The organism is Ignatzschineria sp. PL_is040, assembly GCF_055813795.1.
This window is the reverse complement of sequence record NZ_JBVPGU010000001.1, coordinates 208,466-222,627: the sequence shown is the minus strand read 5'-3', so window position 1 is coordinate 222,627 and position 14,162 is coordinate 208,466. Positions and strand designations below refer to the sequence as shown.

Here is a 14,162-nt window from a genome sequence, read left to right as displayed (position 1 = left end):
TAGCGTCTGATTAGAGCAACCCTTTCGAGCTTGGAAGTAGATCCCCTTCAACCTTAATCGCCTGACGCAGCGTACGACCAAAGACCTTAAAGAGCGACTCAATTTTATGGTGCGTATTGACCCCTTCCGCTTTTAAGTGGAGAGTACAACCTAACGCATAAGCTAAAGAGCGGAAAAAATGAGGCACCATCTCTGTACTAAAGGTACCGATCATATCGCGATTAAAAGTGGCTTCAAAGTCGATGTGGGGGCGCCCTGATAGGTCAAGTGTACAGAAAGCACGGCACTCATCCATTGGTAAGACAAATCCGAATCGAGCAATTCCCCGTTTATCACCTAAAGCGGCACGGAGCGCTTCACCTAAAGCAATACCGGTATCCTCTACAGTATGGTGATCATCGATCTCGAGATCGCCATCAACTGCGACATTCATTCTAAATCCTCCATGCGTTGCGATCTGATCGAGCATATGATTAAAAAATGGGATACCTGTCTCAATGGTACTGCTTCCGGTCTCATCTAAGAAGAGCTCAATCTCAATATCGGTCTCCTTTGTTTTACGAGAGATCTTGGCACTACGAGGCTGATGCCCCTCTCTGACAATCCCTTTATCGATCAGGCGCTCAACAATCAAAGACCAATCCATCTTCTCGCGATCATACAGAATTCCCTCAATTCCCATATTTTCCGCTAAACCAAGATCCGTCTCCCGATCGCCAATCACATAACTATTTTCAGGATTGAAGAGCTTCTCTTCCAAGTAACGGGTCACCATACCTGTTTTCGGTTTCCGGCATTCACACTGATCTTCCGGAAAATGTGGGCAGAGCAACACCTCATCAAATATAATTCCTTGTGAGGCAAAGGTCTCCATCATACGCTCATGAACAAGATCAAATTTATCTTGAGGATTACTCTCTGTCCCTAAACCATCTTGATTGGAGACGATCACAAAACGGTAGCCGGCATTTTGTAGCTCTAACAGCGCAGGAATTACCTTCGGCTCAAATAGTAACTTCTCTAATGTATCTACCTGAAAATCGCTCTTGGGCTCATCAATTAAGGTGCCATCACGATCAATAAATAGAATATTTTGCATCCCTATCCTCTTCTTCCTAAAATTTTTTAATACTTAAAAGTCACACTGATAAGTCGTACTTAAAATCATCATTAACTGGGTCATTCAAACTCATTGAATTTCGAACTCATTGAATTAGCTCGATGAGTTCATTCAAAACTATCAAAACTAGATCTCTAAACCTTTTGCATAGCGCTTTATAGCAGCGATTAAGGCTTCATTCTCTTCTGGTAAACCGACAGAGATTCGTAACATATTTGCCAATGCCGGCGCGCTTTGGTAGCGAACAAAAATACCCTCCTCAGAAAGATACTCAAAGAGGGAGTTGGAATTTTCCACCTTGACCAATAGAAAGTTCGCATCCGATGGGTAGACCCGCTCAATGATTGAGATGCCGGCAAGCGTTTCTTCTAACTTCTTTCGGCTCTGCAAAATTTTAGTGCGACTCTTTTTCATATGAGCGATCCCCTCTGGGGAGAGTGTCACCTCTGCGGCTGCAATTGCTGGAACAGGCAATGGATAAGGCGCAATCACTCGGCGAAGAATATCGATCAAGTTACGATCTGCCACAACAAATCCCATGCGAATACCGGCAAGCGCAAATGCTTTCGAGAGTGTACGAACTAATGCTAAGTGAGGATACTCCTTCACACGAGTAGCAAAAGAGGCTTGATCACTCAACTCAATATAAGCTTCATCTAATACCACAATTGTTTTATTGCGCGTTGCTTCTAAAATGGTCTCAATATCTTTGGTTGGAATCACATTACCGGTAGGATTGTTGGGACTACAGAGAAAGAGCATCTTAATGTTATCAATCGCCTCAAGCTTTGAGAGAAGCGCATCAAGATCGATCGAAAAATCGTCTCGCAATGGTACTGTTACCGTCTCTACATCATAAAGATCACAGGTTACCTGATACATCCCAAAGGTCGGTGGCAGATAGAGAAGCTTATCCTCTTTCGGTTCACAAAAGGCTTTAATCAGAAGTTCAATAGCAGAATCCCCCCCTAATGTTGCCAGAATCTCTTCTTGATCAACACCGAGATATTCCGCATAGCGTGCAATCACCTGCTCCGGTTGTGAGTCGGGATAGCGATTCATCATGAGCTCCAGCGAGATCGGTATAGCATAGGGGTTTTCATTAGCATCGAGATAGATCTCACGACCACTATAATCTCTTGCTGGGGCGATATAGGGCTCACATTTCTGCACAGATCGGCGGCTCAAACGTTGAGCGATATCGCTCGACTCTTTTGATAAAAAATCGTCTAAGTTATCCATCTTTTGCGCCACTTCCACCTCAACCTTAGCTTCAACCCTATTCTCACTCATATCTCCCCCTATCGATCTCTGATTACTTTCTTGATACTTTCTTGTTGGTTTTTTATTAATGACCTATTAATAAATAACCAATTAATAGACAATTAATAGAATTATCTATTAATCATATTGCTTGTTTGTAGATCCTATATCAATAACTCATTGTATCGATCTCTATTGAATGGATCTCTTCTATCATCTACTCTCTTGCTAATGCTTGCAAGCGAACATCTACTGCCAATTTATGAGCATCTAATTGCTCCTTTTCTGCAAGGAGTGCAACCGTCGGTCCTAAGCGTGAAAATCCCTCTTTCGTTAAGCGTTGAACAGTCATTCGCTTACTAAAATCGGCTAAACCTAAACTGGAATAGGTTCTAGCATATCCATAGGTAGGTAACACATGATTAGTACCCGATGCGTAATCTCCCATCGACTCTGGAGAGTAAGCCCCCAAAAAGAGCGAGCCAGCATGCATAATCTGATCAACCCATCTCTCCGGCGTTTCTGTCTGAATGATTAGATGCTCCGGCGCATAACGATTACTCACCTCAATCGCTTCTGTTAAGTTTTCAACCAAGATAGAACGGCTGTGCTCCAATGCTGCTCTCGCTGTTTCTGCGCGTCCTAACAGCTGTAGTTGCGCGCTTATTTCACGCTCTACCTCATCAATTAATTTTGCTGACGGCGTCACCAAAATTACTTGGGAATCTGCACCATGCTCCGCTTGAGAGAGAAGATCTGCCGCAACAAAAGCAGGATGAGCATATTGATCTGCAATGACCAATACTTCGGAAGGTCCTGCCGGCATATCGATCGCTGCACCACCCGGCATTTGACTGATTTGTCGCTTCGCTTCTGTGACAAAACTATTCCCAGGACCGAAGATCTTATCCACCTTGGTAACACTCTCACTTCCTAAACCGAGTGCAAAGATCGCTTGCGCACCTCCCATCTGATAGATCTTGTCGATACCACAAAGCTCCGCAGCATAGAGAATCTCATCAGCAATCGGTGGCGGTGAGGCGAGAACAATCTCACGACATCCCGCAATTTGTGCTGGAATCGCTAACATCAATACGGTTGAAAAGAGCGGTGCCGTTCCTCCCGGGATATAGAGCCCTACAGACTCAATCGCTCTTATTAATACTTCACAAAAAACACCCTCTTCTGTCTCTACTGTCACTTTAGGGCTTTTTTGCGCTTCATGGAATTTTTTAATATTACGATAAGCGCGTCCAATCGCCTCTTTAAACTCAGAAGATAGGCGTGATTCTGCAGCAGCAAATGCCTCTTGCTCTACTGCCAATTGTGTCACTGAAACTTTATCAAACTCTTCTGTTAACGCAATGATTGCCTGATCACCTTCAGTTTTTACTCTTTCGCCAATCTTGGCAACAATCTCTTTAATCTCTTTCGCAGATCGCTCTGCAGGTCTCTCTAATGCTTTTTTTCGCTCTGCTTCTGTCAGAGAATTCCAGATAATTTTCTCCATTGATTTGCTCTCTTTTTCACTCAATCTGCCATCGATGATGCTCTGCCATGCTAGAGCACCGACCCAATAATTTCGATTACTCCATCATCTTCTCAATAGGAAGAACTAAGATAGAGCTAGCACCTTTTGCTTTCAGTGCTTCCATCGTCTCCCAAAAGAGAACTTCGCTACTGACCACATGAACAGCAACGCGAGATTGATCTGTTGCTAATGGTAAAATAGTGGGATTTTCAGCACCCGGAAGAAGCTCGGTAATCTCTTTTAGACGATCTTTAGGCGCATGGAGCATAATATACTTTGATTCATTTGCTTGAATAACACTCTGTATTCTCGGCATAATTTTAGCGATCAAGGCCTCTTTTTCTGGGCTCATCTCAACATTTGTCTCGATTAAACAAGCTTTAGAGCGGAATATAACCTCAACCTCTTTTAAGCCATTTGCCTCTAATGTTGCGCCTGAAGAGACCAGATCACATATCGCATCTGCTAATCCCGCTCTTGGGGCAACCTCTACAGATCCCGTTAAAAGAGAGCTCTTATAATTGATTCCCTTCTCCTTTAAATAACGATCTAAAAGATTGGGAAAAGAGGTGGCAACACGAAGCCCTTGAAAATCTTCAATTCCCTGATAGTCACAACTCTTAGGAAGCGCTAAAGAGAGGCGACATCCCCCAAAGGGGAGAATTTGTTTCACACGATAGAGCGAATCGATCGATTCTTGACGCCCTAAAGCGACCTCTTCTAGTACATTTTGACCAACAATTCCTAGATCGACAACACCATCAAATACTAATCCCGGAATATCATCATCACGAACTCGTAGAATATCGATTGGCATATTTTCTACATGAGCGATCAACTTATCCTTGGTCATATTGATCTTAAGTCCACTCTTCTCAAGTAACTCTTGAGATTCCTCACTTAAACGTCCTGACTTCTGGATAGCGATTTTTAAGCGACTACTTTTCATCATTGTCGATGCCTCTTCTCTACGATTTCAATCTGGTTATAAAAATAAAAAAGAGAGGCTTTTATCATAGTAACGCCTCTCTTTCTGTATTAGCGTAGTAGTACAATAATACAATTTGATAGAGATTACAATTCTTTTTTCACTATATCTAAACTATATCTAAAAAAAAGCGGTCATATTGACCGCTCTCTTCTCTCTATTGTTGAGACTCATCATCGCTCCAGGCTGCAGGATATTTATATCCGGCAAATCGTTCAGCGGCGTAAGCCTTAAAGGCATCGGAGTTATAGGCTTCTTTAACATCTTTGACCCAAGGTGCATCGAGATCTTTACTCTTCACGGCAGCCCAATTGATAAAAGCAAATCCAGGGTCTGTAAAGAGCGCATCACTAAAAGGAATCTTTGAACTTGCGGCATAATTCCCTGGAATAATGACATAATCAAGATCATCACGAACGCGCGGTAATTGCGGTGCTTCAATCATCACTAATTCAATCTTATGGGGATTTTCTGCAATATCTGCCGCAACTGCTTTGAGTGAATCTGTTCCCGGCTTTAACGTAATCAAGCCCGCATCCACTAAGAGGGCAAGTGAACGAGAGAAGTTACTAGGATCATTCGGCACAGCAAATTTAGCCCCCTCCTCTAATTGATCTAAACTCTTCTTCTTTCCGCTATAGATGCCTAATGGCCCCGTCGGGATCTGAAAAACCTCTGTGATATCGAGCTTATGGAGTGTCTTAAAAGAGTTGAGGTAAGGCAGATGTTGGAAAGTGTTGATCTCGATAGAACCATCTGCAAGAGCATGATTAGGAAGGACATAATCAGTAAAGACCACTAAATCTACCTGATATCCTTTCGCTTCCAATTGTGGTTTAACAGAATCGGTCACCATATCAGCAAAATCACCCACGGTTGTGCCGATGCGAATTTTTTTACGGTCTCCATTGTCACTCTGATCATCAGAATTACATCCGGCTAAAACTAATGAGCCCCCGATTAGCGATATAAATGCTAATTTTTTTAAAACTGCTTTCATCGATTCTATTCCTTCTCTCTACAATAAGTTGATAAATCTGCTTGTTTCTATTGAGTATCTTTTCTATTAAATATCTTTTCTATTGAATATCTTAATTAAATTTTGAGTTTAGATATTCAATGAGCCCTTGGGTTTGAAGTAATCCCCACTTTTGAAACATAAAAAAGCCCGTAACCTAAAAGGTACGGGCTATTTGGCTAATTCTGGTATAGAGGCTTAGAGTCTTTTAAATGGTACTCATCTTCTATATCACGCTTTAGCTGTTTATTGCCCGCAAGCTGTGTCAAATCGGCATTCTTTATTAAAACGGGTATTGTGAAGAGTGTCAATACTTTTATTACAAATTTATTAATGCTTTAATTAAAGCTTTAATAAATGCTCTATTTTAAGTCTTATGTGGAGTCTGATTTAAATCTTATTTAAGCCCTATTTATACTCTATTTGAAAGACTTAAAACAACCTGTCAGGAATATCCTTTTTAAAAATCCCAAGTCCTTTTACGGCGAGTTTTTGCAAAGAGTCGCGGTAAAATTGAGGTTCCTAAAATAATCCCTCCGAGAAGAATCAATGCTCCTGCAGTCCATTCACTACTTCGATTGACCGACTGAAGACGCGCATTTTCCTGTTTTAATGTTGTAATCTCCACTTTTTGAACATGATCACGGCGATTTAGTGCATCATTCTCTTGTGCTAATTCGATCTCTCTGGCATTGAGCGTACGTAACTCCACAATCTCCGATTGTAGCGCTTGATTTTCAGCAGTTAAGACCTCCAACTCATTTAAGAGTGCTTCTTTATCTTGATTAGCACGATTAAGAGCTTGAGTCTGCGCCTCTTTTAATCGCTCAATCTCCTCTTCTAATGCCCTATTCTCTTGCAGTAGTGGCTCATAACGATTCTTAGCCTCTTCAATATAGTTACGCGCACTCGGCTCATTCATCAAAAAAGTATTATAGATCCAACCGGTCTTATTTCCATCGTAACGAATCTGATAGTACCCATTCCGCTCTGCTAATTTAACAACGGGTTCGCCGGCATTAATCATCTTTGTGATTCGGTAATTATCGCCGGCACCGGCTCTAATAGGGGCTTGTAGTTTATCGCTAATATAGAGCTGCTCTGCCATTGCAAAAGATGCAAGCCAGAAGAGTGCTGTCGTTAGTAAGCGCTTCGATCTTTTCATAACTCATTCCACCTATTGTTGATTGTGACCTCGGAAGATCCTCTATAATTTTCGATTGATATCTTTAGTTGATATCTTTAATTGATATTTTCGGTTGACATAAAAAATCTTATTATACATGAAAGCTGCTATGTAAAAATGGAGTGCTTTAAATAACTTCAGCCGATATGAGGTATAAAAATAGTCTGAAGTTCCCTACAATGATAGGAACAGAAAACTACTAACCCTCAACAAATGAGAAGGAGTCTATTGATGAAAATCTATATTGTTACCGGTGGATCACGAGGTATTGGCCACGCGTTGGCGACCCTATTAGAAGCAGAAGGCTATAAGGTACTACGCATCTCTCGCAGCAATCCTGAGCAGCTCCCTAATCATCTTGCTCTCGATCTTACCCAGCCCGAGGCAGCAGATCATGTCATTGAGTGGTTAAAGCCTTACCTCTCTCTTGCGACAGAGATTACTCTGATCAATAATGCCGGCGTTGTACAGCCTATTGAACAAGTTGGGAGATTGGAAAGTGAAGCAATTGCAAAAGCGATCGATATCAATATTAAAGCGCCTATTGAGCTGAGTAATCAATTTGTCGCTGCAACGCAGAATCTCCCCATTATGAAGCGTATCGTTAATATCTCATCTGGTGCAGGACGACATGTCTACTCTGGCTGGTCAATCTATTGTGCTACAAAGGCAGCCATCGATCATTTTAGCCGAGCACTCCATTTAGAGCAGAAGCAACAAGCGCATCCCATCTACGTTACAGCCCTTGCTCCCGGCGTTATCGATACCGACATGCAGGTGGAGATTCGAGCAAGTTCTCCTGAAGCCTTTCCCCATATTGACCGCTTCTTACAACTTAAAGCGCAGAATCAATTACTCTCCCCCCATCAGGCAGCAGAAGCAATTATTCGTTACTTCAACTCGCCATTCATGACCGGTGATGAACCGATTGCTGATATTCGGGATTTGAGATAAATACAATACAGATTGATCGTCAACCACAAAAAAGTCCTTTATAGCAGTAACTAATCACCACTATAAAGGACATCTTCTAAAACTGAGTCAACAAATATGGACTCTATAATTATCATAAGACCCTATATATAGGATATAGGGCCTGGCCTTATAATAGAGCCTCATAATCGACTTTTATGCATTCATAAGTCGATTGAGTCGTGCGACAAACTCAGAAGGATTATCGAGCTGCGCGCCCTCTAATAGTTGCGCCTCTTCATAGACTAACATTGCGATATCTTCCTCCATCTTCGCATCATTTGTCTCACTTAATTTCACTAAGAGAGGATGCTTTGGATTGATCTCTAACCATGGTTTAGTTGAAGGAACGTCATGACCTGCCTCTTTCAGCATCTTCTCAAAATGCCCACTTAATGCATGTTCATTACGAACTAAAACGGAAGCTGAGTCGGTAAGGCGCTTAGAGATCTTAACACTCTCAACACGATCGCCTAACACCTTCTCTACGCGGTCGATCAATTTTATCTCATCTTCACTTGCCGCAGGCTTCTCTTCTGCTTCCTTCTCTTTATCAAGCTCAATATCACCTTTAGCCACATTCACCATCGGTGTGCCATCAAACTCATGGAGGAATCCTGTCATCCAATCATCAATAACATCCGTCATTAAGAGAACTTCAATCCCTTTCGATTTAAAGATCTCTAAGTGTGGGCTATTTTTCGCAGTATTGAGAGAGTCTGCAGTAATGTAGTAGATCTTCTCTTGCCCCTCCTGCATACGCTCTTTATAGGCTTTGAGCGAAACAGTCTCTTCATCTGTTGTCGTTGAGGCAAAGCGCAGAAGATTGGCAATTTTCTCACGATTAGAGAAATCTTCCCCTAATCCTTCTTTCAAGACACGACCAAATTGGCCCCAGAATTTTTGATACTTCTCTTCATCTTGACTCAATGTCTCTAACATCGAGAGGCTTCGACGAGTCAATCCTTGGCGAATAGTATCGATCGTTCTTGAGTTTTGCAGGATTTCGCGTGAGATATTGAGCGGAAGATCTTGCGTATCAACAACCCCTTGGATAAAGCGAAGGTAACGCGGAATCAATTTATCAGAGCCTTCCATAATAAAGACGCGCTGAACATAGAGATCAATACCATACTTTACCTCTTGATCCCACAAGCCACGTGGTGCAACCGCAGGAACATAGAGAAGTGATGTGTAAGTCGTATTCCCTTCCACACGATTATGGCTCCAAGCAAGTGGATCACTGTAATCATGCGTTAGCTCTTTATAGAAAGCGATATACTCTTCATCACTAATCTCAGAGCGCTCTCTCTGCCAGAGTGATTCAGCCGAGTTGATCTGTTCAATCACAACTTCATGCTTAATCTCACTCTCTTCTTCTCCCTCTTTAGGTGGGATCGGCTTTTCAACCCCCATCATAATGGGGTAAGCGATATGATCTGAATATTTCTTCACAATATCACGGATTGACCACTCATTGAGGAGATCAAGATCATCTTCACGCATATGGAGAATGACAGTTGTTCCCGCTTTATCACGTGTTGTCTTTGTCAGGGTGAATTCCCCTTCCCCTTTTGACTGCCAATGTGTTGCTTCATCCTCATTTGTACCGGCTTTGCGCGTAATCAATTCAATCTCATGCGCTACGATAAATGCAGAATAGAAACCAACCCCAAATTGTCCAATCAATTGTGAAGCATTTTTCTGATCAGCCTCTAAACGTTCTAAGAATGCTTTTGTCCCCGATTTAGCGATGGTACCGATATTTTCAATCACCTCTTCCCGGGTCATTCCAATACCATTATCGGTAATCGTTAAGGTTTTCGCTTCTTTATCGAAGGCCAGATCGATCTGTGGTGTTCCTTGCCCATCAATCAATTTGGTATCAGTAAGCCCTTCAAAACGACGCTTATCTAAAGCATCTGAAGCATTTGAAATCAATTCACGAAGGAAGATTTCACGATTAGAATAGAGAGAGTGGATCATTAAATTTAAAAGCTGATTCACCTCAGTCTGAAACTGCATTGTTTCTGCATGTGTCTCTTTTGTCATAACTACTTTGACTCCATTAAACAATGATTTATTAACAATAATTTATTAACAACGATTTATTGAATTAAGTAGGTATTAGTTAAGTACGTATTAAGTATCTCTTGCATACCCACTGCTTGCATACTATTTATTGAATAATTAATAGATGGAGTCCGAATAGAATAATTCAAGATCAAAGTACTTTATGTCTGAAAAACAGTCACACCTCAATGGTGCCAATAGGAGAGTCAATAGGAGTATCAATAGGAGAATTTAAGACAAAAAAACTCTTTCATTTTTATAGAGTATCCCATGATCGATGATCTCACTTATCATCCATAAAAAAGAGCTATTGAGAAAATAATCCCAATAGCTCTTCTATCTATACTTCTATCTCTTCTTATAAATTCATATTCCCAAGACACTCTCCCTTTAGAGGGAATTTAAGTATCTACAGAAATATTTATATAAGATAGTTACATAAACGACTACATTTTTTGAATCTTATCATTTGCAATTTTTGATAACTCTTTCGCTTTCTCTTTTAAAGCTTCAATCTTCTCATCTAATGTCTTTTTAGCATCATCAGCATTATCTGAGAGCGAATCACGCTTTGCTTTCAAAGCAACAATCTGGTCATCAATGACTCGTTTTGCTTCATGAGTCTTTACAACAGTCTCATCTGTCAATTTAGCAGCAACATTACCCAATTTTTCAGCTGCTTTTGTGATGTTCTCTTTAACAATATCACCTTTTGTTTTACTCATTTCTCTATCTCCTATCTCAATAGAATTATATACAGCATCATTTCTTACTACTCATAGCCTACCAATAACCTATGGGCAATGAGTTAGTATAAGTTGATAATGAATTAAAAAATAGCCAGTAATTAATAGTAAGCAATTAATAGTGAGTAATTAATAATGAGTATTTACTAAACAACCACCTGAAAAATCATTAATACAAATATTAAAAGCTAAAAACTACTACAAAGACTACTAAATAATCTTTACATGAATAATAAACTTCTTATAACTCATTATACCTTATTTACAAAAACAAAATGGGGTTAATAACGGCTGATAGCCCTATAGTTCGCCAAATTTTCCACTCATAAAATCGAGAGATGCCTGTTTAATCTCTTCCCGTGTATTCATCACAAAAGGGCCATGTCCGACAACGGGTTCATCGATCATCTCGCCACTCAAAATTAGAATACTCGATTCGTTGATCGCCTCTAATATTGTCTTATTGCCCTCTCTTTCTAATATTGCAAGATCAGTCTCTTTAAGAACTTCCCCATTACAGCGAACTTCGCCCTTCAGTACAACGATACCAACATAACGATTTTCAGGTAAGAGAATCTCCGCCTTTACCCCTTTTTGCAATACAAGATCCCATAGATCGACCGGCGTAGCCGTATTAGCTGGACCTTGATAATATTGTGGCTCTTGTTGTGGCGCTTGCTCCCTATTCTCAATAGAATCATAAAATAGATTAGGAGGGTATTGGCCGGCAATAATCCGCATCAATCCCCCTTCTACAACTGAAAATTGTGGGATATCTGTAGCGATAATCTGCTGATATCGGGGAGAATCCATCTTTTTTTCCGCAGGTAGATTAACCCAAAGCTGCACCATATCGAGTACACCTCCTTTCTGAGAGAAGGGCTCTGAAAGCATTTCTTCATGGAGGATACCTCGTGCTGCCGTCATCCACTGAACATCACCGGCACCTATCGTTCCGCCCTCTCCGGTAGAATCACGATGAGCAACCTCTCCTTCATAGACAAGTGTCACTGTCTCAAAGCCTCGATGGGGATGGGAGCCGACACCACGGATCTTATCGCTAGCTTCAAATTTTGTTGGCCCCGCACGATCTAAGAGCAAAAAAGGATTAAGATAACGTCCATGATTGTTATAGGTAAAGAGAGAGCGAACATGAAATGCATCTCCCACCCAATGAGCTGCTGGCGCATGATAAACCCCTAATAACGCCTTATTACGCTTATTAATCTCTTTCATAGTCTCTCCTCTCTCTTTATCTAATTGCAGCAACAAACCAGTCACTAAACTGTTGCCACTCCTCTTTAAAGTGGGGATATTGCTCACCGATATTAGTCAATTGTGCGGCAATCTCTTCTCCATGATAACGAACTCCCACCAATGCTATTGCTAAGCACTCAAATGGCTCGACAAAGAGGCTATCTGTGAAAATCTTTGCCTGTTCGATTCTTCCTCCTCTAGGAATATCGAGATGAATTTCGACACCACCCCATGGGAAACGCTCATCAAGAAGATGGGAGAAATGAAGTGCTTGACCAAAGTTCCAATCCCAACTCTTCTGCTTCTCATAGATCGCATCAAATCCTGGGATCTGGGGTGGATTCTCCTCTGAGATATATTCAATCGTCTCGATCTCCCCAAATTTTTTCCTAAATTGTGCCTCAATCGCACGGCAGATCACCTCATGATTCAATTCGGGCTTAAATTCTACTAAATTGGCAACGCGTGAACGCACAGAGCTGATCCCTTTCGCCTGTAGCTTTTTAGGATCAGGATTGAGATAACGGCTCAATCGACCAAAATCGACATCGATAAGGAGCGTCCCATGATGGAAGCCACGATCTTTAGTCTCCCGATAAGCAGACCCGGAGATCTTCCGAACTTCCCCCTCTTGTGTAACAACGATATCATTGCGGCCAGAACTTTCTGCGGCAATGCCAAGAGCGTGAAGTGCCTCTAAAATTAAGGCAGTTGAACTCTCCTTGTTATAACCCGGCTTTCCCGCCATAAAGGTAAAGTTGGTATTTCCTAGATCATGGTAGACAGCACCCCCGCCACTGCTTCTGCGCGCTAATGTGATACCATCTTCCTCCATTTTTTGGGTGTTACACTCTTTCCAAGGATTTTGCCCACGACCAATCACAACGGTCTGATCATTACGCCATAAAAAGAGAACCTGTTGCGAAGCATCCATCGTCTGAAAGATCGCATCTTCAACCGCTAAATTAAAGAGTGGATTGACGCTTTCAGATATCAAAAGACGTGGTTTCATGTTCTATATTCCTTCTGTTTATGCTCTCTCTAAGAATCCCTAGAGGCTTCTAGTTTTCATCTCTTTTGCAGCCCTAGCAATATCTTTTTAAATTCTTTTTTAAATAACTTCGTATTACTTCTCGCTGCCCGATCTTGTCATCCGATTTTATGCGGATTTCTCAAAAAATTTCCGATCTATTTCCAAACTGACCTTCAATCTGTTTTCAATCTGTTTTCAATCTGTTTTCAATCTATTTTCAATTTATTTTTAATTTATTTCTGACTTAACCTCTCATTTAATGGGGCTTAAGAATGAGATTACAACCCTCTCAAAAATATTTAAGTCTTGCTCTCCCCCATCGCTATTATGATAAAATCTACCTAGATAATAACCATATTCTCTTAGGAGTAAAATCGATGAAAAAAATCCTTCTCACAATCTCCGTCGCGCTTATTTTAGGCTCAAACCAGTTCGCTGTCGCAAAGATGCCGACATTAACAACGCCTTCAATGAGCGATCAAGAGTATGCTGAAACACTCGGATTTGAACTCAAAAGAGAGAATCCTGATGCCGATAATAAGAGCGCTTCAGAAGAAGACAATAGAGAAAACACAACCGATGAAGCTCAAGTAGCAACAGAAGAGAGCGAAAAGAGTGCAGCAAAGCCACAAATTGAACTCAAAAAGCTTGTTTATCGCTGTGATATCTCACTTTCACAACCTTTTCCACTCAAAAACCCTGAAAAAGTAGAGCTTGCTTTAGGCAATCTCTCTAATGATGATGAGATGGTGATTAAGCTTAAAAATACCCCGATTAAATTGAAAAAAAGCCATTTTGAACCTGAGCATCTACATATCTGGAGTAATACCGAGAACAACATCTTAATGACTTTAGAGGTGGATGAGGTCTATGAAGATAACTTTGTTAGAGCGCAATCGGGGACTTTAACCATCTTAACGCCTAAATTAAAAGAGGAATATAAAGCAGTTCATAGCTGTCGCCGTTAAACAGATA

General features: G+C 41.1%; 12 protein-coding genes. 2 read left to right on the top strand and 10 right to left on the bottom strand.

Annotated features, from left to right (window positions below):
* Positions 1-10 precede the first annotated feature (10 nt).
* The 6 genes from hisB to AC0SAP_RS00880 all read right to left on the bottom strand — a co-directional run bounded on the left by hisB (position 11) and on the right by AC0SAP_RS00880 (position 7,085).
* Positions 11-1,105: a bifunctional histidinol-phosphatase/imidazoleglycerol-phosphate dehydratase HisB gene (hisB, locus tag AC0SAP_RS00905; protein ID WP_473382974.1), complete on the bottom strand. Its 1,095-nt coding sequence runs from the start codon at positions 1,103-1,105 to the stop codon at positions 11-13.
* Between the two features lie 141 nt (positions 1,106-1,246).
* The gene (gene hisC / locus AC0SAP_RS00900; RefSeq protein ID WP_473382414.1) at positions 1,247-2,413 is read right to left on the bottom strand and encodes a histidinol-phosphate transaminase; all 1,167 of its coding nucleotides are present in this window, start codon (positions 2,411-2,413) and stop codon (positions 1,247-1,249) included.
* 187 nt (positions 2,414-2,600) lie between these two features.
* Complete coding sequence (hisD, locus tag AC0SAP_RS00895) at positions 2,601-3,893, bottom strand: histidinol dehydrogenase (protein WP_473382412.1); 1,293 nt, start codon at positions 3,891-3,893, stop codon at positions 2,601-2,603.
* Positions 3,894-3,969: 76 nt separating this feature from the next.
* On the bottom strand, positions 3,970-4,866 hold the full coding sequence (gene hisG / locus AC0SAP_RS00890; RefSeq protein WP_094567984.1) for an ATP phosphoribosyltransferase: 897 nt from the start codon (positions 4,864-4,866) through the stop codon (positions 3,970-3,972).
* Positions 4,867-5,059: 193 nt separating this feature from the next.
* On the bottom strand, positions 5,060-5,902 hold the full coding sequence (locus AC0SAP_RS00885) for a MetQ/NlpA family ABC transporter substrate-binding protein (RefSeq protein WP_473382411.1): 843 nt from the start codon (positions 5,900-5,902) through the stop codon (positions 5,060-5,062).
* A gap of 478 nt (positions 5,903-6,380) precedes the next feature.
* A complete protein-coding gene (locus AC0SAP_RS00880) occupies positions 6,381-7,085 on the bottom strand; it encodes a TIGR04211 family SH3 domain-containing protein (protein WP_094567982.1) in 705 nt (234 codons plus the stop codon).
* Positions 7,086-7,337: 252 nt separating this feature from the next.
* On the opposite strand from AC0SAP_RS00880, the gene AC0SAP_RS00875 reads away from it, so the two are divergent.
* A complete protein-coding gene (locus AC0SAP_RS00875; protein WP_473382409.1) occupies positions 7,338-8,060 on the top strand; it encodes an SDR family NAD(P)-dependent oxidoreductase in 723 nt (240 codons plus the stop codon).
* A gap of 174 nt (positions 8,061-8,234) precedes the next feature.
* Here the strand turns inward: AC0SAP_RS00875 and htpG are convergent, their stop codons facing one another.
* The 4 genes from htpG to AC0SAP_RS00855 form a co-directional block, all read right to left on the bottom strand.
* Complete coding sequence (gene htpG, locus AC0SAP_RS00870) at positions 8,235-10,130, bottom strand: molecular chaperone HtpG (protein WP_286479156.1); 1,896 nt, start codon at positions 10,128-10,130, stop codon at positions 8,235-8,237.
* A gap of 467 nt (positions 10,131-10,597) precedes the next feature.
* The gene (locus AC0SAP_RS00865; protein WP_473382407.1) at positions 10,598-10,876 is read right to left on the bottom strand and encodes a hypothetical protein; all 279 of its coding nucleotides are present in this window, start codon (positions 10,874-10,876) and stop codon (positions 10,598-10,600) included.
* Between the two features lie 321 nt (positions 10,877-11,197).
* The gene (locus AC0SAP_RS00860) at positions 11,198-12,133 is read right to left on the bottom strand and encodes a pirin family protein (RefSeq protein ID WP_473382406.1); all 936 of its coding nucleotides are present in this window, start codon (positions 12,131-12,133) and stop codon (positions 11,198-11,200) included.
* Positions 12,134-12,149: 16 nt separating this feature from the next.
* Positions 12,150-13,166: a lipoate--protein ligase gene (locus tag AC0SAP_RS00855; RefSeq protein ID WP_473382404.1), complete on the bottom strand. Its 1,017-nt coding sequence runs from the start codon at positions 13,164-13,166 to the stop codon at positions 12,150-12,152.
* Positions 13,167-13,564: 398 nt separating this feature from the next.
* Here AC0SAP_RS00855 and AC0SAP_RS00850 point away from each other — a divergent pair, with 398 nt between their 5' ends.
* Positions 13,565-14,155, top strand: coding sequence for a hypothetical protein (locus AC0SAP_RS00850; RefSeq protein ID WP_286479129.1), 591 nt, complete (start codon positions 13,565-13,567; stop codon positions 14,153-14,155).
* The last annotated feature ends 7 nt before the right edge of the window (positions 14,156-14,162 follow it).

Coding starts and splice junctions, on each gene's coding strand:
- hisC (WP_473382414.1), bottom strand. CDS start 2,413: ATGAGTGAGAATAGGGTTGAAGCTAAGGTTGAGGTGGAAGTGGCGCAA.
- hisD (WP_473382412.1), bottom strand. CDS start 3,893: ATGGAGAAAATTATCTGGAATTCTCTGACAGAAGCAGAGCGAAAAAAA.
- hisG (WP_094567984.1), bottom strand. CDS start 4,866: ATGATGAAAAGTAGTCGCTTAAAAATCGCTATCCAGAAGTCAGGACGT.
- AC0SAP_RS00885 (WP_473382411.1), bottom strand. CDS start 5,902: ATGAAAGCAGTTTTAAAAAAATTAGCATTTATATCGCTAATCGGGGGC.
- AC0SAP_RS00880 (WP_094567982.1), bottom strand. CDS start 7,085: ATGAAAAGATCGAAGCGCTTACTAACGACAGCACTCTTCTGGCTTGCA.
- AC0SAP_RS00875 (WP_473382409.1), top strand. CDS start 7,338: ATGAAAATCTATATTGTTACCGGTGGATCACGAGGTATTGGCCACGCG.
- htpG (WP_286479156.1), bottom strand. CDS start 10,130: ATGACAAAAGAGACACATGCAGAAACAATGCAGTTTCAGACTGAGGTG.
- AC0SAP_RS00865 (WP_473382407.1), bottom strand. CDS start 10,876: ATGAGTAAAACAAAAGGTGATATTGTTAAAGAGAACATCACAAAAGCA.
- AC0SAP_RS00860 (WP_473382406.1), bottom strand. CDS start 12,133: ATGAAAGAGATTAATAAGCGTAATAAGGCGTTATTAGGGGTTTATCAT.
- AC0SAP_RS00855 (WP_473382404.1), bottom strand. CDS start 13,166: ATGAAACCACGTCTTTTGATATCTGAAAGCGTCAATCCACTCTTTAAT.
- AC0SAP_RS00850 (WP_286479129.1), top strand. CDS start 13,565: ATGAAAAAAATCCTTCTCACAATCTCCGTCGCGCTTATTTTAGGCTCA.